22 protein-coding genes are annotated in these 18,912 nt (G+C 64.0%); 14 read left to right on the plus strand and 8 right to left on the minus strand.

Features of this window, described 5'->3' with window-relative positions; translation table 11 throughout:
* Nucleotides 1-5 precede the first annotated feature (5 nt).
* The 4 genes from Q0C17_RS12210 to Q0C17_RS12225 all read left to right on the plus strand — a co-directional run bounded on the left by Q0C17_RS12210 (nt 6) and on the right by Q0C17_RS12225 (nt 2,701).
* Nucleotides 6-827: a DUF3445 domain-containing protein gene (locus tag Q0C17_RS12210; RefSeq protein ID WP_291206582.1), complete on the plus strand. Its 822-nt coding sequence runs from the start codon at nt 6-8 to the stop codon at nt 825-827.
* 72 nt (nt 828-899) lie between these two features.
* On the plus strand, nt 900-1,598 hold the full coding sequence (locus tag Q0C17_RS12215; protein ID WP_291206585.1) for a DUF533 domain-containing protein: 699 nt from the start codon (nt 900-902) through the stop codon (nt 1,596-1,598).
* Nucleotides 1,598-2,059 (plus strand): EVE domain-containing protein, encoded by a 462-nt coding sequence (locus Q0C17_RS12220; protein WP_291206588.1) that lies wholly within the window; start codon nt 1,598-1,600, stop codon nt 2,057-2,059. The genes Q0C17_RS12215 and Q0C17_RS12220 overlap by 1 nt, the downstream gene beginning before the upstream one ends.
* 51 nt (nt 2,060-2,110) lie before the next feature.
* Nucleotides 2,111-2,701, plus strand: a complete 591-nt coding sequence (locus tag Q0C17_RS12225; protein WP_291206590.1) for a hypothetical protein — start codon at nt 2,111-2,113, stop codon at nt 2,699-2,701.
* A gap of 112 nt (nt 2,702-2,813) precedes the next feature.
* Here Q0C17_RS12225 and Q0C17_RS12230 read toward each other — a convergent pair whose 3' ends face one another.
* Nucleotides 2,814-3,344 carry an HAD family hydrolase gene (locus Q0C17_RS12230; protein ID WP_291206593.1) on the minus strand — a complete coding sequence of 177 codons (531 nt, stop codon included), beginning with the start codon at nt 3,342-3,344 and terminating at the stop codon, nt 2,814-2,816.
* Nucleotides 3,345-3,778: 434 nt separating this feature from the next.
* Nucleotides 3,779-5,038 (minus strand): TCR/Tet family MFS transporter, encoded by a 1,260-nt coding sequence (locus tag Q0C17_RS12235; RefSeq protein ID WP_291206596.1) that lies wholly within the window; start codon nt 5,036-5,038, stop codon nt 3,779-3,781.
* 195 nt (nt 5,039-5,233) lie between these two features.
* Here Q0C17_RS12235 and Q0C17_RS12240 point away from each other — a divergent pair, with 195 nt between their 5' ends.
* From Q0C17_RS12240 to Q0C17_RS12250, 3 genes are read left to right on the plus strand one after another with little or no spacing between them, the layout of a single operon-like run.
* Nucleotides 5,234-5,845, plus strand: coding sequence for a GNAT family N-acetyltransferase (locus Q0C17_RS12240; RefSeq protein ID WP_291206599.1), 612 nt, complete (start codon nt 5,234-5,236; stop codon nt 5,843-5,845).
* A 36-nt stretch (nt 5,846-5,881) separates the two neighbouring features.
* Nucleotides 5,882-6,142 (plus strand): hypothetical protein, encoded by a 261-nt coding sequence (locus Q0C17_RS12245; RefSeq protein WP_291206602.1) that lies wholly within the window; start codon nt 5,882-5,884, stop codon nt 6,140-6,142.
* Nucleotides 6,143-6,175: 33 nt separating this feature from the next.
* A complete protein-coding gene (locus tag Q0C17_RS12250) occupies nt 6,176-6,763 on the plus strand; it encodes a hypothetical protein (protein WP_291206605.1) in 588 nt (195 codons plus the stop codon).
* Between the two features lie 174 nt (nt 6,764-6,937).
* Here Q0C17_RS12250 and Q0C17_RS12255 read toward each other — a convergent pair whose 3' ends face one another.
* A complete protein-coding gene (locus tag Q0C17_RS12255) occupies nt 6,938-8,119 on the minus strand; it encodes a VWA domain-containing protein (RefSeq protein ID WP_366914822.1) in 1,182 nt (393 codons plus the stop codon).
* Nucleotides 8,120-8,252: 133 nt separating this feature from the next.
* Between Q0C17_RS12255 and Q0C17_RS12260 the strand changes: the two genes are divergently transcribed.
* Together Q0C17_RS12260 and Q0C17_RS12265 are read left to right on the plus strand one after the other, a co-directional pair.
* Nucleotides 8,253-8,999, plus strand: coding sequence for a hypothetical protein (locus Q0C17_RS12260; protein WP_291206611.1), 747 nt, complete (start codon nt 8,253-8,255; stop codon nt 8,997-8,999).
* Nucleotides 9,000-9,026: 27 nt separating this feature from the next.
* The gene (locus Q0C17_RS12265; RefSeq protein WP_291206614.1) at nt 9,027-9,797 is read left to right on the plus strand and encodes a DUF2270 domain-containing protein; all 771 of its coding nucleotides are present in this window, start codon (nt 9,027-9,029) and stop codon (nt 9,795-9,797) included.
* A 10-nt stretch (nt 9,798-9,807) separates the two neighbouring features.
* Here the strand turns inward: Q0C17_RS12265 and Q0C17_RS12270 are convergent, their stop codons facing one another.
* Both Q0C17_RS12270 and Q0C17_RS12275 read right to left on the minus strand, forming a co-directional pair.
* A complete protein-coding gene (locus tag Q0C17_RS12270) occupies nt 9,808-10,128 on the minus strand; it encodes an antibiotic biosynthesis monooxygenase (protein ID WP_291206617.1) in 321 nt (106 codons plus the stop codon).
* Nucleotides 10,129-10,248: 120 nt separating this feature from the next.
* Nucleotides 10,249-11,130 (minus strand): MoxR family ATPase, encoded by an 882-nt coding sequence (locus tag Q0C17_RS12275; protein WP_291206620.1) that lies wholly within the window; start codon nt 11,128-11,130, stop codon nt 10,249-10,251.
* Between the two features lie 408 nt (nt 11,131-11,538).
* Here Q0C17_RS12275 and Q0C17_RS12280 point away from each other — a divergent pair, with 408 nt between their 5' ends.
* From Q0C17_RS12280 to Q0C17_RS12290, 3 genes are read left to right on the plus strand one after another with little or no spacing between them, the layout of a single operon-like run.
* A complete protein-coding gene (locus Q0C17_RS12280; RefSeq protein WP_291206623.1) occupies nt 11,539-11,919 on the plus strand; it encodes a flagellar biosynthesis repressor FlbT in 381 nt (126 codons plus the stop codon).
* On the plus strand, nt 11,919-12,233 hold the full coding sequence (locus tag Q0C17_RS12285; protein WP_291206626.1) for a hypothetical protein: 315 nt from the start codon (nt 11,919-11,921) through the stop codon (nt 12,231-12,233). Before Q0C17_RS12280 ends, Q0C17_RS12285 begins: the two co-directional genes overlap by 1 nt.
* Nucleotides 12,234-12,245: 12 nt before the next feature.
* Nucleotides 12,246-12,896: a MarC family protein gene (locus Q0C17_RS12290; protein ID WP_291206629.1), complete on the plus strand. Its 651-nt coding sequence runs from the start codon at nt 12,246-12,248 to the stop codon at nt 12,894-12,896.
* On the opposite strand, the gene Q0C17_RS12295 is transcribed toward Q0C17_RS12290, so the two are convergent.
* Nucleotides 12,893-14,233 carry a hypothetical protein gene (locus Q0C17_RS12295; protein ID WP_291206632.1) on the minus strand — a complete coding sequence of 447 codons (1,341 nt, stop codon included), beginning with the start codon at nt 14,231-14,233 and terminating at the stop codon, nt 12,893-12,895. The genes Q0C17_RS12290 and Q0C17_RS12295 overlap by 4 nt on opposite strands.
* Before the next feature lie 229 nt (nt 14,234-14,462).
* Between Q0C17_RS12295 and dksA the strand changes: the two genes are divergently transcribed.
* Nucleotides 14,463-14,909: an RNA polymerase-binding protein DksA gene (gene dksA / locus Q0C17_RS12300; RefSeq protein ID WP_291206635.1), complete on the plus strand. Its 447-nt coding sequence runs from the start codon at nt 14,463-14,465 to the stop codon at nt 14,907-14,909.
* 279 nt (nt 14,910-15,188) lie between these two features.
* Nucleotides 15,189-16,271: a FliM/FliN family flagellar motor switch protein gene (locus Q0C17_RS12305; protein WP_291206638.1), complete on the plus strand. Its 1,083-nt coding sequence runs from the start codon at nt 15,189-15,191 to the stop codon at nt 16,269-16,271.
* On the opposite strand, the gene Q0C17_RS12310 is transcribed toward Q0C17_RS12305, so the two are convergent.
* Nucleotides 16,258-16,902, minus strand: coding sequence for a YceI family protein (locus Q0C17_RS12310; protein WP_291206643.1), 645 nt, complete (start codon nt 16,900-16,902; stop codon nt 16,258-16,260). The genes Q0C17_RS12305 and Q0C17_RS12310 overlap by 14 nt on opposite strands.
* A 5-nt stretch (nt 16,903-16,907) precedes the next feature.
* A complete protein-coding gene (locus tag Q0C17_RS12315; protein WP_291206646.1) occupies nt 16,908-18,767 on the minus strand; it encodes a DUF885 family protein in 1,860 nt (619 codons plus the stop codon).
* Nucleotides 18,768-18,912: the final 145 nt, after the last annotated feature.

An 18,912-nucleotide genomic window follows, 5' to 3' on the forward strand; every position in this document is an offset into this window, starting at 1 on the left:
GCTTCATGCGCACGCCCCCCTATCTGCCTTTCCTCAGCGGACCGCTCAGTCTCGCGCCTGGACTGAAGCCGATTGCGCCGGAGGCGTGGCTGACGCCGGACACCGAGGCGGGTAGCTGGCTGCCAGAAAAGCGCCGCGTGATGCGGGATCACCGAAGCGAGGTTTACGGCGCGCGGGATGGCAGCGAGATGGCGGCGTTGGAGCTCTCTTCGGCCGTTCACGCTGTCGCCGGCCCGGGGCACGGAGAATGGCCGAGCGCGCTGGAAGCGGCGGCGAGTGCGGTGTCGGATGATCTCTGTATACTGATGAAAGACGGTGAAGGTCTCTGGCGGCTGGAGGCAGCGAGTCTGTGCGCTCCGACCTTCTGGCGGCTTGTGGACAAGCTCGGCGAGCCGCTCGGCGGACTGCACGGTCCGGTGCCGGGGGCGAACCCGGGAATGGTTAGCCGCATTCACCGGATGTTCGATGCGGTCCAGCCGGGTCAGGTATTGGAACGGTTCAACTGGACGGTCCAGCCGGGGACGGCGCGCTTCACACCGAGCCAGGCGCCGTTCAAGGAAATTGCCGCGCAGCTGCCTGCCGAAGGTGCGCTCGATGCGCTGTGGTTTCGGGTCGAGCGGCAGACGATTTCGAAACTGCCGATCTCGGGGGCCGTCGTGTTTACCATCCGGGTGACGATCGATCCGCTGCGCGCCGCGCTCGCCGGGCCGGGACATGCCGACGCGTTTCGTGTTGCCTGGGACGGGATTGATCCGGTGCTCGCAGGCTACAAGGGCTGGCCGCATTACGCTCGGCTTGTGCGTTTGGCGCTAGCCGAGTCGATCTGACCTTTCCGGCGCGCTTTCGATACCCTACATCCCGACACACCGGCACCCATCCATAGGAAAGTGAGACACGCCATGGACTTCCAGAAGATCCTCCTCGACCTCCAGAAGCAGGCGAAACAGGCGGCGAAGGAATATGACCTTCAAGGCAAGATGAAGAAGGGGCGCGACCTTGGAGAGGCGGCGCTGGAGAAACTGAAAACCGACCGCAGCACGCAGATCGCGGCGGCTGGCGCCGGCGCCCTGATCACGGCGATGCTGCTCGGCACGAAGGGCGGACGCAAGTTCATCGGCGGCACGGCGAAGACGGGCGCGGTCGCGGGCCTCGGCGCGCTGGCCTATCACGCCTGGATGAAATCTCAGGGGCGGAAGGCGGACGCGAACGTGGAGCCCGCGCAGCTGGGCTATGTGACCGCGAAGAAGGCTGAGCCGGAATTTGCCGAGGCGCTGGTGCGCACGATCGTCGCGGCGGCCTGGGCGGACGGGGTTCTGGACGAGGCGGAGAAGGTGGTGATCGACAGCGCGCTGAAGGAAGCTGGCCTTGGAGGCAAGGACCGGGCGATCCTCGAGAATACGCGCCCCGAAGCCGAGACGCTGGACAAGATTGCGGCCGGTGCGCTGTCGCCCAACCATGCTGCGCAGCTTTATGCGGCGGCCTGTGTGGTGACGGGTGATCCGACAGTGGAGGAAACCGGCTTCCTCGGGCGGCTCGCCGCGCGACTCGGGATTGCCGAGTCGCACGCCGCCGCGATCCGCGAGGAAGCCAAGGGCTGATGCAGTACTGGCTTTTGAAATCGGAACCCGACGCCTGGAGCTGGGACCAGCAGGTGGCGAAGGGCGAAGTGGGTGAGATGTGGTCCGGCGTGCGAAATTATACGGCGCGCAACCACATGCGCGCTATGAAGCTGGGCGATAGGGCTTTCTTCTACCATTCGAATGAAGGCCTTGCCGTGGTCGGTATCGTGGAAGTCTGCGCGCTATCGGCGCCGGATCCGACTACGGATGATGTACGCTGGGACTGCGTGACCGTGAAGGCGCTGGCGCCGATGCCGAAACCGGTGACGCTGAAGGCGGTGAAGGAGAATCCGAAGCTGGCGGAGATGAGCCTGGTGACCTCGTTCCGTCTGTCGGTGCAACCGGTGGCGGCGGCAGAGTGGAGGGAGGTTTGCCGGATGGGCGGGCTGGATCCGAAGACTTTGAAACCTGTCGACGCGGGGAATGGCAAGGCCGGGTAGAGCGGCAGGCCGTGATGCAGTAGCATTTGTCCCAAGACTCGGAGACCACATATGCGCAGAACCAGTATCGCTGCAGTGTTTGCAACAGGATTGGCGATCTCTTCCGGCGCCGCGCTGGCCGAGGATCCGTCCGCGCCGTTGAAGATCATCGAGGCTAAGCCGACGACGCAGGTGGTGGATGTGAAAATGCCGGAGGTAGTTGCTGCGGCCGTGCAGGATTTCTCCGGTGGGGATCTTGCGACCTATTGGGTGTCGCCGATGCTGCAGAACCATGACAGCCGGGTGAGCGGGGTTGTCTACAAAGTGGATGACAAACCTTACTACACGAAATTTGGCTTCTCCGCCGTCAATCCTTCCGCCGAGCCGGTGGAAGTGACGATCCGCTGCCATGACAGGGCGGGAAACCAGCTGGCAAAGTATGACGCTGAACTGAAGCTGGCGCCGAAAGGCGGGGCGATGTGGAGCGCGGAGGCGATTGCGCCGGAACGCTCGACCGACCTGCTGACCAAGGACGCCGACCATGTCTGGTGCGCGCTGACGTCGCCGAAGCCGTTTGCGGCATTCGCCACCATGTATGTCAGCGACAGTGCCACCGGGCGCAACGGCGTCACCGCGATCAATCTCGTGGCGGCGGCGCGTTGACGCCGATCAGGGCGAGGCGCAGGACGGCGCGCGTCGTCCGGGGTTCCCGATTTTGGATAGAGTCGACATCTGCATTTCCCGGCGCGGCGCGCTTGAGAAATGAGCGGCCAAGTCAGCCCCGGTGGCCATCCTCGAAGCCGGCGAGCGTCCATTCAGCGAAGGTGGCGAGGTTTCCGCCCGTGAATAGGAAGCCGGCGACCCCGGCGGCGCGGGCGGCTTCCAGGTCGGCCTCCTTGTCACCGATCAGAAAGCTCGACTCGCGTTTCACCGGAAAATCCGCCATCGCGCGCAGCAGCATGCCGGGCTTCGGCTTGCGGTCGAAACTGTCACGCCGATAGAGGGGGTTTTCACCCTCTTCGTGATAGGGGCAGTGATAGATCCGGTCGATGTGCGCGCCGGCCTCCGCGAGGCGCACCTCCATCCAGGTGTGAAGGGCATGCATGTCGGCCTCGCTATAGTAATTGCGGGCGATCCCGGACTGGTTGGTGACCACGAAGACATACCAGCCGCGTGCATTGAAGGCGGCAATTGTCTCGGCGGCGCCTTCGATGAACTCGAAATCCTCAATGCGGCTGACATAGCCCTTGTCGAGGTTGATGACACCGTCACGGTCAAGGAAGAGGGCAGGCTTGTGAAGGCTCATGGCCCCCTCTTGGCCGAAGCCGGCGCGCGCTGCAATCCTCGCCGCGGGGGCGAAGAGGATGGGCGCCGCGTAAACGCGGCGCGAAGCTCGCCTGCGTGAAGGCAGGATCAGCCTTTGCGCAGGGACAGGCAGGCAGGAACCCAGGTGGAACAGTCCATTCCGCCTGTCGCCCGCGCGCTCGGCGGCGCCGTCCCCGGGCCAATTGTGGACCGGCTGACTCGGGGCGGCGGCATCGGCGGCCTGGTCGCGCATTTTTGCGCAAATGCCGCCGGACTTGGCCCGCTGCTCGGCGACGCGGCAATCAGGGTCCAGGTGCAGAGCTTTCTTGACGGCGTCATCGGCGGCGGAAGTCTCGCCGCGTATGCAGGCGCCCTGATGAAGAAAAGCCAAGCTGACGGTTGCGGCGGCTGCTATCTTCGACCGGCGCCCCTCTTTTACTCCGCCAGCGGAGCAACCACCGCGACGGCGTCACGGTTGGCGCGCACGCCGAGCACGAACGGGATCATTGCGAGCGCCGCGATGAGGGCGGCGAGCAGGAACGCGGCACCGGCGAAATGCACGGGCGCGCCGGGCGCGGTGTAGGCTGAGAAGACCTGCGTCATCAGCACCGGGCTGAATATCAGCGTGAAGGCCATGATCGAGGACTGAGCGCCCTGCAGTTCGCCCTGCGCGTTCATCGGCGTAAGGTTGGCGGTAATCGTGTTGATTGCCGGCATGACGACGCCGCCGGCGGCTGAGACGGCAATCATCGCGAAGGCCATCCAGGGATGGATAGCGAAGGCAAAGCCGATCATCGCGAGGACGTGGGTGCCTAGCCCGAGCATGGCAGCGCGCATGGCGCCGAGGCGTTTGATCAGCCAGCCGGACAATACTGCCTGCGACAACGCCGAGCCGAGACCGACAGCGCCGAGCGAGATGCCGATTTCCCATTCCGACCAGCCATAGCGCGAGGCGCCGTGATAGTTCCAGGTGGTCGGGTAGACCGAGTGAGCGATCTGGAAGACGCCGATGGTGATGATGAACCAGGCGACGCGTGGGAGTTTCGCGAAGTGTTTGATGGCGCCGAAGGGGTTTGTGCGCGCGAGGCTGAAGTCGCGCCGGTTCTCGCGGGCGAGGCTCTCGGGCAGCACGAAGTAGCCATAGAGGAAGTTGAGGCCCGCAAAGCCGGCAGCGACAAAGAAGGGCAGGCGGGTGTGGATCTCGCCGAGGAGGCCGCCGAAGACAGGCCCGAGGATGAAACCAAAGCCGAAGGCGGCCCCGAGCATGCCGAAGGCGCGGCCACGGTCTTCCGGCGCGGTGACATCGGCGACATAGGCGTTGGCAACCGAGACCGTACCGGAGAAGAAGCCGGCCAGCGCCCTGCCGAGGAAGAGGATGCCGAGCGTGGGGGCAAGGCCGAGGATGACCATATCCACGCCGAGCATGGCGATGGAGATGAGCAGGATGGGGCGGCGGCCGAACCGGTCCGACAGCCCGCCGAGCAGCGGCATGGCGAGGAAATTGGCGACGGCGAAGACCACGGCCAGCCAGCCGTTGGACTTGATGGCGATCTCGATGGGTTGGTCCGTCAGCTCGGCCAGCAGGGCCGGCATGATGGGCATGACGAGGCCGAAAGACAGCATGTTGATGGCCACCGCGACCACCACGAACAGGAAGGCATTCTTTCCAGGCGGACGCGGGGAGGCGGGAATCATCCAGTACCCTTGGTTGTCGCGCCAGTCGGCGTCAATCGGGCCGGGCCGGATGCGGATGTGTCAGCAGACGGTTTATATTTCAGTTTCTATAAATATTTCTAATAATTTAAAAATAAATAGTCAATCGGGCGGCTGCCGGGCAAATCCGGCGGAAGGCTCTTGCGTTCCACTGCGTCAGCGGGCGCAAGGATAGGCATGGCCGGAGACCTGCCCCTTACGCGCAATCCCGCAGCGACGGAAAAAGCCGAAGCGATCCGCGCAGCGGTGCGCGGCGCGACGCAAATGGGCGAGTCGCGGCTGGCGCGGCCGGAGGATGCAGCGGGGCTGTATGCGCTGCTGGCCGATCCGAAAGTGTTTGCGCCTATCTATTCACTGCCCCGGCCGCTGACCCGGGAGACGGTGGCGGCGTTCATCGACCACCATCTTGCGGAGCGCGAGACGGGCATCGGCCTCCTGTTCGTTCGCGAGGGGGAGGATGGGCGGATCCTCGGCTACTCGGACGTGCAGGTCTGGCCGCACTGGGGCGCCGGGGAGCTGGGCGGGGCGCTGCATCCCTCGCTGCACCGTCAGGGCGCCGGCGGGCGCGGTGCGGGCCTCAGCTTTGCCTGGATGTACGACACGCTGGGGCTGGACCTGATCTGCGAAACGGCTTCGCTGGACAATGTGGCGACGCAGCGGATGCTCGACGGGCTGGGCTTCCGGCGGCTGGGCGAAGTGACCAGCGTGCGGCCGGACGGGACGACGCGGGCGAGCCTTGTCTGGGAGATGACGCGGGCCGAATGGGCCGCCCGGCACGACGCAAGCTGATTGCCGGGGGGCGCGGACCGGGATACAGGCCCGCGCATGACACTCACACTTTTCCTGATTGAAGCGGCCGGCTGGATCGGCGCGAGCCTGATCCTCGGCGCCTATGTCCTGCTGTCTGCCGGAAAAATGCACGGCAACAGCCCCATGTACCAGTGGATGAACGTGATCGGCGCGGCAGGGTTCATCCTCAACAGCGGTTATCACGGGGCGATCCCGTCAGTGGCGATAAATGTGCTTTGGATTGGCATTGGCGGCTTTGCGCTGTGGCGGATTTATAAGCGCGCCAAGCCAGTATAAGCATACTGGCAAGCCGCAGGCGGGAGAACCGGAATGCCCCAACGTTTCACGGATGCCGAAACCCTCGCAGAGATGCTGAAGGCGCGCGCGGCGGGCCTCGACCGTCCGTTCACGGTGGCGCTCGATGGGCGCAGCGCCTCGGGCAAGACCACGCTGGCGGCGGCGCTCGCCGAAATCCTGGACGCGGCGGTGATCGAAGGCGACGATTTCTACACGGGCGGAACTGAGGTGCGCAAGGAGCCGCCGGTTGAGCTGGTAAAGCTCTGCATCGACTGGCAGCAGCAGCGTCGCGTGCTGGAGGCCTTGCGCGCGGGGCAGGAGGCTTCCTGGCATGCGTTCGACTGGGACACCTTCGACGGACGGGTCTGTGAGGAGCCGACGGTGTTGTCACCCCGTCCCATCCTGATTCTTGAAGGCGTGTATGCGAGCCGGCCGGAGCTGGAAGACCTGATCGATGTGAAGGTAATGCTGCGCGCGGACGAAGCCTTGCGCGAATCGCGGCTGGTGGCGCGGGAAGGAACCATCACGCCCTGGCAGCGCAAATGGGAGGCAGCGGAAGAATACTATTTCGAATTCATCCGGCCACCGACAAGCTTTGACGCGTCCATAAGCCCCGAATAACGGGGCAGAGCCTGCCTACAAGGCGTCGCCAGGATGTGGTTGGTCCGTAGGCAGAACCGGCGCTCGTTAGTCGAATTGATGGCGGCGAGGTGTACATTGATCTCGCAGCGCTGCTTTTTGGTCAGACCGTCGCCGCCTGGCAACACCGTGCCCGGATAGATTTCGCTATTTCGCCTACCGGCTCAGCTCTTTCATCGCCTCGTCCAGTCCGCCCAGGGTCATCTCGAACATGCGTTGTTCGCCGATCAGCTCTCGGACGAGTTTGATGGAGCCGGTGTATTCCCAGGCGCCTTCCTTGGTCGGGTTGAGCCATACGAGATGCGGATAGCGCTGGACGAAGCGCTGGATCCAGATGCCGCCGGGCTCCTCGTTCCAGTGTTCGACCGAGCCGCCCGGATAGGTGATCTCGTAAGGACTCATTGTGGCGTCACCGACGACGATGACCTTGTACTCCGACGGATACTTGTTCAGCACATCCCAGGTCGGGATGCGGTTGTTCATCCTGCGGCGGTTGTCCTTCCACAGGCCCTCATAGGGGCAGTTGTGAAAGTAATAGTACTCGAGGTTCTTGATCTCGGATTTCGCGGCGGAGAACAGCTCCTCCATGATCCGGACATAAGGGTCCATCGAGCCGCCGACATCGAGCAACAGGAGCACGGAAACGGTGTTTCGCTTCTCGGCGCGCATCTCGATGTCGAGGTAACCCTTGCGGGCGGTATTGCGGATCGTCTGATCAAGGTCCAATTCGTCCTGCGCACCCTTTCGGGCCCATTTGCGCAGGCGCTTCATGGCGATCTTGATGTTCCGTGTACCGAGTTCGACCTTGTCGTCGTAATTCTTGAACTCGCGCTTGTCCCAGACCTTCACGGCGCGGCGGTGGCGCGACTTGTCCTGTCCGATACGCACGCCTTCGGGATTGTAGCCATTGGCGCCGAATGGCGAGGTGCCGCCGGTGCCGATCATCTTGTTGCCGCCCTCGTGGCGCTTCTTCTGCTCTTCGAGACGCTGCTTCAGCGTCTCCATTAGCTTCTCGAACCCGCCCATGGCTTCGATCTCGGCCATCTCCTCGGGCGTGAGGAATTTCTCCGTCATCTTCTTCAGCCACTCTTCGGGCAGATCTTGCACGTTCACCGCGTCGGCGAGCGTGTCGAGACCCTTGAAGACATGCGAGAAGACGCGGTCGAATTTGTCGATGTTGCGCTCGTCCTTCACCAGGGCGGCGCGGGCGAGGTAATAGAACTCCTCGACCTCCATCTTGATGACCTGTTTGTCCATCGCCTCCATGAGGGTCAGGTATTCCTTGAGCGTCACCGGGACTTTGGCGGCGCGCAGTTCATTGAAGAAATTCAGGAACATCGGGGTCATCCGTACTGTTTCGGAATTGAGGATAACCCGCATATGGGCGCGTGTCCAAGCTGACGCAGCGAAAACTTCGCGGGATTTGAGACAGTCATCCTGTGTTCAGAGGCGCCTCGCTAGGGAAGGCAGCATGATACGGGCGGGTTTCCTTTTTCTGGTGGCGGGCCTGATGGCGCCGGCGGTTCTGGCGCAGGGTGCCTGCCCGGCGGGGCAGGGCGAGGCCGCTTGCATGCTGGAGGCGGCGTGGACGGCGGCGCAGGACCTGCCAGAGAAGAAGCTGGACCGGGTGAAGCCACTGTTCGCCCCGCTGACGCTGAAGCTGACCGACCCGAAGGCGAAGGCTGTCTGGGACGCCCGGCTGGGCGGGACCGGCGCGGAGGTGGAGAGCGCCGACTATGTGCGCGGGGCGGCCGAGACTGCGATCCGCGAATATGGCTGGGAAGGCTTCCTGGAGCGGGCGCGGGCGGGCCTTGCGCCGCTGCATATGGGGCGGCCGGAGATCATGGGCGCGGCGATTGCGCTGGCGCCGGACGCCAAGCAGCGGGCGCGGCTGGTGCAAATCATGTTCGATCTCGCGGGGGCGCCGGCGAAGAGCGCCAAGGTGTCGTTTCAGGATTTCGAGCGCGGCGATTTCGGCCATGTACTGTCCGAGCAGATGATGCGCGATTGCATGCTGGCCGACTTTGACCGCGCGGTGGGCTTAACCGCTGTGCCGGACGCGCTGATCTACCAACTGTGGCGCGCGCGGATCACCGGTGGTGCCGGCGCGCTCGCGAGCGACATCCGCGCCGGCGATGGCAGCGGCGATACCAGTCACGTGCGGCAGGCGCTGGAGGGATACGCGCCTGTGATGAGCCTCGGCTATTGCCCGAATTAGGCGCCGGGACTTTCCGCGGCGGCCTGTTTGAGTCATAGCGGTTCGATGGATACGATGGACGAAACCGACGCCGACCAGGTGGTTCTTCCGCAGGAGGGTCTGTGCGGCCCGTCGGAAGTGACGGCGCTGTCGCATCTCTACCGTGCGGAGGTCTACCGTTCGACGGTCTGGCGCCAGCGGCTGGACCAGACGACCAACTGGGCGGTGATCTCGACCGGCATTGGGCTATCGGTGGCGTTTGCGAATGAGCGGGCTTCGCCGTTTCCCATCGTGCTGGTTGGCATGCTGTGCATCGTCTTCCTGATGCTGGAGGCGCGGCGCTATCGGTTTTTCTATGTCTGGCGGTTCCGCGCGCGGGTGCTGGAGATTGCCTTCATGGTGCCGATCCTGCGCGGCGAGGGTGCTAAGATCCAACTCGACCGGGGCACGGCGCTGTCGGACGATTACGAGAAGCCGGAATACCGCATCTCGATGATCCGCTGCATCGGGCGCAGGCTTCGGCGCAATTACGGTTTTATCTTTGCCATTCTCGGTGCGGCGTATTTCGCCAAGATCGCGATCCATCCCGTGGATGTGACCTCGTGGGACCAATTCTTCCGCCGCGCGCATATCGGGCCGATCCCGGGCTGGTTCGCAATCCTCTGCGGGCTGGGCTTTCATGCGGGATGGGGCTTTGTTGCCTGGAAGACCTGGTGGGACGAGCGCACCGACAAGACGAAGATGGCGGACTTTCTGAAGAGCCGCGAGGACGTGAACTTTGCGGGCGCCGCCAGTTCGCATGATGCGGCGCTCGGATAAGTGAGGCTTTCTATACTGCGCGGCTGCGCATCGAGAGGTCGTCCGTCACGTCCATCGAGAAGATCGCGTCATTGCCGGCCGGGATATCGGAGATGGCGTCCTGAAATGCTTCGCGGGTTGCCCGGTCGTCTTGCGCCGCCTTACGGTCAAACGCGCGCTGCCGGGTTTTGCGGCCGGGCCATTCGGCAGAGCCTACAACGCAGCCGCCCGCCGCGCAGGGCAAGCGCGAGCCGTAGCTGTCGCGGACGAGACCGGTGCCCCGGGCCCAGGCCGCGCGAAACGGGTTCTCCTTACCCGGATGAACATGCCGCCGGTAGACTGACACGAACATGGAATAGCTCGCTGCTGCGTTTCCGCGATGCGGAACGCCTCAGGAGCCGGATCGCGCCGCAGACAGAAAAAAGCCGGAGCGCTGGCTCCGGCTTTCTGATCAGATAGGGGCGTCCCGGGTTCAGCCTGCCGGGCCGCGGCGACCGCCACCCGAGCTGCCTCCGTCGGTGCGCCGGGAGAGGAAGGCGAGGCGTTCGAAGAGGGCTACGTCCTGCTCGTTTTTCAGGAGCGCGCCGTGCAGCGGCGGGGTGAGAGCTTCGGGGTTCTTCTCGCGCATCGTCTCGAGGTCGATGTCTTCGTTCATCAGAAGCTTCAACCAGTCGAGCAGCTCGGAGGTTGACGGCTTCTTCTTCACGCCCGGCAGTTCGCGCATGGCGTAGAAGGTCGAGAGCGCGTCGCCGACGAGCTTCTTCTTGATGCCCGGGAAGTGGACATCGATGATGGCGCGCATCGTCGGCTCGTCCGGGAACTTGATGAAGTGGAAGAAGCAGCGGCGCAGGAACGCGTCCGGCAGTTCTTTCTCATTGTTGGAGGTAATGATGACGATCGGGCGGACCTTCGCCTTCACGGTCTCGTTGGTCTCGTAGACAAAGAACTCCATCCGGTCGAGTTCCTGCAGGAGGTCGTTCGGGAATTCGATGTCGGCCTTGTCGATCTCGTCGATCAGCAGAACGGGGCGCTTCTTGGAGGTAAAGGCCTCCCAGAGCTTGCCCTTCTTGATGTAGTTCTTGACGTCCTTGGCGCGCTCTTCGCCCATCTGTCCGTCGCGCAGGCGCGACACCGCGTCATACTCGTAAAGCCCCTGGTTGGCCTTGGTGGTGGACTTGATGTGCCATTCGATCAGCTCGAGGCCAAGGGACTTTGCGACCTCAATGGCCAGCACGGTCTTGCCGGTGCCCGGCTCCCCCTTGATCAGCAGCGGGCGCTCTAGCGAGATCGCCGCGTTGACGGCGACCCGCAGGTCGTCAGTTGCCACATAATTGCTGGTGCCTTCGAAGCGCATCGGCCCTAATCCCTCTGAAATCTTACGGGGTCACCATAAAGCCCGCCCGCTGTCGGGCAAGCGCTGACCTATAGGAAAGCGCTGCAATGCAACATCGAATTCACTTAAGGGGAGGGGTCCGTCGTGGTATACGGAACTCGCCATGCGCTGCGCCACAGAGGCTCAAGCTTCAGACACGCGCCGCACCTTCTCCGATCGATCCGGCTACATGTCGGGGTGCCCGGGATTGTGCAGGACTTATGATCCAATGCCCTCCTGAGACGGGCGCATGGCACCCTCCCCGGACCTGTTATCGATACTGCCCAATTGGTCCCTAGTGGACCCATCGGGTCGGTAAACCGATGGCAATCAAGCGTTAACGCCTGTGTGCGAACTTGGGACAGTCCGCAGGACGAGGTTCAGCGCAGTATGCCACTCAAACTCTCCCTCAAGCCCGGCGAAACCTTCGTGGTGAACGGCGCGGTTGTGCGCAACGGTGACCGGCGCGGTGTGCTGCTGCTCGAGACGCAGGCGCGCGTGCTTCGCGAAAAAGACATTCTGAAACCCGCCGATGCCGCGACCCCGGCCGGGCGCGCCTATTTCGCCGTGATGCAGATGTACCTGCTCGGCGAAGTGGACGGGCCACTCTACACGCAGACCGCGGATGCGCTGGCGGGCCTGCTGGCCGAAATGCCGGATGCGCATGACGATGTGCTGCAGATTTCTGCCGATGTAGTGGCGGGCGACCTGTACCGCGCGCTGAGCCGCTGCCGGAAGCTGATGCCGTCCGCCGGCGCGGAGGACGCGTGATGGCCGAAGGCAACACGCTGCGCGCTTCGCTGTCATTGAATATGGTTCCTGCAGTGGGCCTCGACGAGGCCATACGGCTGCTGGAAGCCGGAAAGGGCGAAGGTCTGCGCGTCGATCTCGGCGGCGGGCGCTTTGCCTCGGCCGATACGCCGCGCGGCACTGACGGCCTGCTGCAGCGCCTTCGCGGCCACAAGATGTTGACGGCCCTGTCGCAGGACGGCGGCGACCTGTCTCGGTTGAAGCCGCCTGCCACGGAAGTCACAGTCGCCCCGGCTGTGCGGGAAATCCTCGACGCGGCGACGCGCAAGCCTTAAGGCGCTGCGCGCATGACCCCTGAACTCGTTTCGCTCTTCACCGCAGCCTTCGTCACATTCTTCGTTCTGATCGATGCGCCGGGCGTCGCGCCGATCTTCGCGACGCTGACGGCGGGCACACCTGCCGCGCACCGGCGGAAGATGGCTTACAAGTCCGTTTTCGTCGCTTCGCTGATCATGCTGTTCTTTGCGTTCGGCGGCGCGTGGTTGCTGGACGCCATGCACATCTCGCTGGATGCGTTTCGGATGGCCGGCGGCGCGCTGCTGTTCCTGATCGCGCTGGACATGGTGTTCGAGAAGCGCACCGAGCGGCGTGAGAACCGGGCCGAAGAAGTCCTGGAAGAGCATAAGAACGATCCGCAGCCGGACGATATTTCCGTGTTCCCGATGGGCATTCCGATGATCGCCGGGCCGGGCTCGATTGCGACCGCGATGTTCTACATGTCAGAAGCGGCCGACTGGACAGAACAGGGCGTCGTACTGGCGGCGATCGGCCTCAACCTCCTGATCACGCTGGTTGTTTTCCTTCTGGCCGGCCCCATCGTGCGCCTGATCGGGGCGAGCGTGGCGGGGGCCATCACGCGTATCCTCGGCGTGATCCTCGCGGCCTTGTCGGCCCAGCTGCTGATCGATGGTATCCGGGGCGCCTTCAGCCTCGGTTAGGTCGCGCCGATCAGTTCGGCCTTTGGCTTGCGCTTGGGGAAGTAGATCCGCACCGTCGAAAGCGTGACCCAGAAGAGCAGCATGCCGGCGGCAGTAAGGCTCATGATTTCCAGCACCATCGAATTGTCCCAGCGCACGCCCGCATCGGCGACGCGCAAGGCCTCGGTGCCACGTTCCTTGACGAGGGCGACCGCCTGCATGCCACCTGCCTCGGCCAGCATGCGCGCGCGGCGCAGGTCCGTGCCGTCCTCGACATAGGACAGCAGGGTCAGCGCCGCGGTGGGGCTGGTCAGCGTGGCGATCTTGTCGATCTGCTCGAGGTCGGTTTCCAGCCGGATCAGGCCGGCAGGATCGATGGATTTCTCGAAGGCGTCGCGCACGCGGGCGCCGCGCACGTCGGTGGTCGCGAGATCCTTCAGAGCCGCTTCGAGGGCCGGGGTCAGCACCTCAGGGGGCACAGCGGCGCCGGTGCGCTCGTCGAGATAGGCAGTGAACTGCGGAGTCAACCGCTTGGAGCGGCTGGCGGATTTCACGATCGAAACGGCCCGGATGTTGGCATCTGACAAGCCATCGCTGATGCCCTGCTGGACAAGGCCGATGCCGGTAAGCTTGAAGACGATGGCGTCGGACCAGTCGCCGCCGATCCAGCGCTGGGACATCGCGGCGAGGTCGCCATAGCTGCCGAGCAGGCGGAAGCGCCAATCGAGTTCCGGGCGTATGCCGGCTTCCAGCACTTCGCCGATTTCCTTCTCTGGAGCCGGAACTTCCGCCGACGCGGCGCCCGTTTCTCCGGCGGCCGGCTCTGCGCCGGGCAGCGCTTCGGCTGCGGCAGGCGGAACCGGCGGGGCCTCGGGCGTGGGCGGTATGATCGGAATCTGCGGCAGGCCGATCTCGTATTCGATGGCGCGGGCAACGCTTTCCGGCATCTTCTGTAACGCGGCGCGGATCATGCGCTCGTCGGCGGTGCCCTTGGTTTCCGCCTCTGCGCGCGCGCGCACCTGCTTGCCGAGATCGTTGCCGAGCATCGCCGGGGCGGCGATCAGGTAGCCGCGCAGGGCATCAACGTCCTTTTCCTCAAGCGCGCGCTGAACCTTGTCCTGCCAGAAGGGGAGTTTGCGGCTCGCCTCTTTCGGCGAGAGATCCTCGAAGGCGTCGTCAATGCGATCCTTCGTCTGAATAATGGCGTCGATTGTAGGCTGTTCGGCCACGCCGACCCCGGCATAGGCCTGCTTGACGGTGTTTGCCCCAATCACCGGCAGGAGGATCAACAACGAGTTGAACATCACCGCCAGCATCCAGCCAGCCTGCTTGGTCGGTTGTTTGCGTTGTTTGGCCATTCAGGTGGGGAAACCGTGGAAAGCGCAGCGGCGGGGGACGTGAGCCATAGAGACTGCCGGGGTCCCAAAGATCAAGTGCCGGTGTGCAACTTGCACTGCAGCGCGCGCCCTACTGCACCAAAAGGCTCGAATGTTTCGTGGAATTGTCGTATTTTTGGTGTAAGAACTTGATTATGTTGGAAATAAGTTAACAGCGCACGCAATTGCGCCGAATCGAGGGTCGATCTATATGGCACGGAAACGCGTGAAGGAGCCTGCGGTGAGCATCGATCTTTCAGACGACTATCGTCCCACTGAAGACGAAGAGTTCATGAATGAACGCCAGCGCGCCTATTTCCGGCGGCTGCTGGAAGAATGGAAAGCCGACATCCTCAACGGCGCCAAACAGACCATCCACAATCTCCAGGACGAATCGGGCTCGCTGCCGGACATTGTCGACCGCGCTTCCGCCGAGAGCGACAAGGCCCTTGAGCTGCGCACCAGGGACCGCCAGCGCAAGCTGATCTCCAAGATCGACTCGGCCCTGCGGCGCATCGAGGACGGCACCTACGGCTATTGTGAAGCGACCGGCGAGCCGATCGGCCTGCGCCGCCTCGAAGCGCGCCCGACCGCCACGCTGAGCCTTGAGGCTCAGGAGCGGCACGAGCGCAAGGAACGCACGCTGCGCGACGACTAGGCACGGCTGGCCCTAAACCTGAAAGGCGGCGCTCCTTGGAAGGAGCGCCGCCTTTTTTATTTCTACCACTCACCCAAACGCCTTGGCGGAACTCTCAAGGTTTCCCCTTCAGCAATGAAGACACAATGCGCCCAACTTCCGAATCGCGCCTTACCAAGCCCTGACCGGCGAGTTAAATTCGCCGGAATAAGCTGAATCCACAGGGCGCTGGGCTTAACACCCTCCGGCGGTGCGATTTCCCTAACGGGTCGTTAACCGGATCCGGGCGATTAAGGGGGGATGACCCGGAACTCTGCCGCGCCCCGACCTGCGCCGGCGCTGCCAGACAGCGCTGATGACGGCTGGGACATGCCGCCCCGCCGGCAGGGGCAGGTGATGGCGGACATGCCGCGTAGTTTCGAGGCGGCCGAACCGGACAGACCCCTGATGACCGCACGCGGATTGCTGAGCCCCGCCGAGATTGAAGCGCTTCTGCGTCCGGACTTGTCCGACCTGCCGCCGGAGCCTGCGCCGATAGCGACGGCGGCGCGGCCGGTCGCGGAATTCGGCGCGCCGGTTCAGCAGCGCCAGGAGGACCATGATTCAGCCCGCCGGTTGGCCGCGCGCCTGTCGATGGCGATGCGCGAAAGCTGCGGTCTGCCGATTGCGGCGGTGGTCACCGGGATCGGGCGCGGGCCGTTCGATGCGGCGGTGCGCCAGTCAGACGAGGACCGCGGCCAGGCGATTGCCTGCTTTGCGACACGCGAAGGTGATATCGGCGCGATGCTGGTGCTGTCGCCGGGATTGGCTCAGCTGCTGATAGAAACGGCTTGCGGCGCGCGTGAGCGGGGCGGCGGCGCGCGGCCCCTGAGCCCGATTGATCTGGCGCTGCTGGATGCGCTCGTGCGCCCGCTGGCGCAGGGCGTGGCGGCGGATCTGAGCTTCTCCGGCCTTGAGACCGAGCTTGCGTTCGCAGCCGCGATTGCGCCGCCGAGCGAGGCATTGGTCACCGAATTCTCGATGCGCGTGCAGACGGAGACCTTCCGTGCACAGCTGATCGTTGCCGGCGCTATTGCCTCGCCCGCCAAGCCCGAGGCTGGACAGGGGCCGGTGACGGCCAACACGCATCCGGCGCAGGGCGCCCTGTCGGCAACGCTGACCGTGCGGGTGGCGAGCCTGGCTGTGCCGCTGTCGAAGCTTTCCGGCCTGAAGCCTGGTGCCACACTGTTGCTGGGCGTGCCGGCGGATCAGCCGGTCGAACTCATCTCCGGCGGGGAGGGCGGTGTGCTCGCCGCCGAAGCCGAGATCGGACGCCGGGGCGGGCGCATTGCGCTGCGCATTACGCGGCGCGGCCGGGCGCTGGGCCCGCTCAGCCGGGCTTAGCTTTCACGAATTCTGCTTCAATCTGGATTTCGACCTCGTCCGCCAGCAGGCCGGAGAACCTGTCGACGCCGAACGCCGCGCGGCTGATCGGCAGCACGGCCGAAAAGCCGACGACGTCCGCGCCGCGCAACCGGTCATAGCCGCTGCCGTTCAGCTTTGCCTTGAGGATCACTGCCTGCGTCTTGCCCTTCAGGGTCAGGTCGCCGCTGATGTCGGCCTCGTTCTCGCCGGTGATCTTGAGGCCATAGGTCTTGAAGCTTGCCTGCGGGAAGGCAGCGGCATCGAACCAGTCCGGACCCATCAATTCGGCGGCGAACTCGGGGTTGGCGATGTTCAGCGAGGTCATGTCGACCACCGCGGTGACGGTTGCCGATTCCGGGGCGGCGGGGTCGCCGGTCAGGCTCGCCTCGAAACGCTCGAAGCGGCCAACATAGGTCGAGTAGCCGAGATGATTGATCCGGAAGAAGAGCGAGGCGTGGGCCGGATCGAGCTTGTAGTCGCCCGCCGGCACGCTCGCTGGGGAGGCTTGCACATCGGGCTTCAGGAAGGTCGCGGCCAGCGAGTTGCAGCTGGCCAGCGACATCAGCGGCAGCAGGAGGCCTAGCAGGGCCGCCTTCCGCCCCGGGGTCATGAGTTTTACGCTTTCTTGCTCTCGAGCCATGCGTCTACCGTCTCCTCGAGCACCGCAAGGGGCACGGCGCCGTCTCTCAATACAATGTCATGGAACTCCCGGATGTCGAACTGGTCGCCCAGCTGGGTACGGGCGCGTTCGCGCAGCTCGACGATCTTGAGCATGCCGATCTTGTAAGCGGTCGCCTGGCCCGGCATCACGATGTAGCGGTCGATGGCCTTCTCGCAGTCACCTTGCGGGTTCGGCGTGTTGTCCATGAGGTACTGCACGGCCTGTTCGCGCGTCCATTTCTTGCTATGGATGCCGGTATCGACGACGAGGCGCGCGGCGCGCCAGATCTCCATGGCGAGCCGGCCAAAGTCCGAGTACGGATCTGAATAATAGCCGAGCTCTTTCGGTACGAGTTCCGAATACAGGCCCCAGCCTTCAGAGTAAGCGGTGTAGCCGCCATACTTGCGGAAGCTCGGGATGCCTTCCAGTTCCTGCGCGATAGCGATCTGCATGTGGTGGCCGGGAATGCCTTCGTGGAAGGCGAGTGCTTCCAGCTGGTAGGTCGGCATGTCGGCCATGCTGTAGAGGTTGGCGTAGTAGATGCCCGGGCGGCTGCCATCCGGCGCGGGGCGCGAATAGAAGGCCTTGCCGGCGGATTTCTCGCGGAAGGCTTCGACGGCCTTCACTTCCATGTCGGCTTTCGGGAAAGTGTTGAACAGTTTCGGCAGATCAGCCTTCATGGTCTCGATCGCGGCGACCGCTTCGGCGAGATACTCTGCTTTGCCTTCCTCGGTTTCGGGTTTGTAGAATTGCGGATCGGTGCGCATGAACTCGAAGAATTCCTGCAGCGTGCCGGTGAACCCGACCTGGGTCATAATCGACTGCATTTCGCCGTGGATGCGCGCAATCTCGTCGAGACCGATCTGGTGGATTTCATCCGCCGTCAGACTGGTTGTCGTCATCTGAGCAAGGCGGGTGTTGTAATAGGCGCCGCCATCCGGCAGCTTCCACACGCCGTCCTCGCTGGTGGCAACGGATTGCTGGCGGGTGAGTTCGGCGATGGCTGCCTCATAGGCCGGGCCGACGGCAGTTTTCAGAGCGCGGGCAGCGCGGGCGGTCAGATCGGCGGCGGCTTCTTCGGTGATCGTGCTGTTGTCGGCAAGCGCAGTGACCTTGCCCCGGATGTCGGCCATCAGCGGGCTGTCATCGGTACCATCGCCGGTGCCGGTGAAGGGATAGCCGGTGATCACGCCCTGCGAGTCCGTCAGGACATAATCATAGACGAACGCGGGCGGTTGGATGCCCTTGTCCGCGGCTTCCTTCGCGTTGGCCACGTTCTGGCCGAGATAGGCCGGCACGCCGTGCAGGCGCGAGATGTAGGCCTCGGCGTCGGAGGCGCTGGTCACCTTGTGCTGGTTGATCAGGAAGGCCGGGATACCGGACTGGACGCCGAACATCTGGTTGAACGTGTAGTTGTGTCCCCGGTAGGGGAAGGAGGCTTCGGCCAGCTCCAGCTGGTATTCCGCCAGTCGCCAGGACAGCTGGGTCTGGTGGTCCAGCTTGTCGAAGTCGAAGTTCGCTTTCATCTCAGCCACTTCGGCGCGCTGGATTTCCAGTTCGGCCAGCTCGAATGCTTCGGACGCGTCGGTCCACTCGCCGTAGCGGTCCTTGATGCCCAGGTAGGTCTGGCGCATCGGATCGCGGGCCACGGCCTCGTCGAATTTCGTCTCGAACCAGTGGTTCAGGCGCACCGATTCGGCGGCGATGGCCTCCTGCGAATAAGCGGCGACCGGTGTCTCGGCGCGGGGCGAGGTGCCGCAGGCAGCCACTGTTCCCAGGAGAGCGAGCGCGAAGGCGGAGCGCATTATCGTCATGAGCCGAATCCTGTTCTGGTTGGGCAATTGTTTGAGCTTGTCTTAACGGTATTTTCGGATTCGTTAACCTTTGACGTGCGAGAACGAAGTAACCATGAAAATACCGTGCGCGGATGCCTGTCTGCGCCGGGAAAGTCGCGCTTCC

This window comes from Hyphomonas sp., assembly GCF_022844445.1.
Classification (GTDB): Bacteria; Pseudomonadota; Alphaproteobacteria; order Caulobacterales; family Hyphomonadaceae; genus Hyphomonas.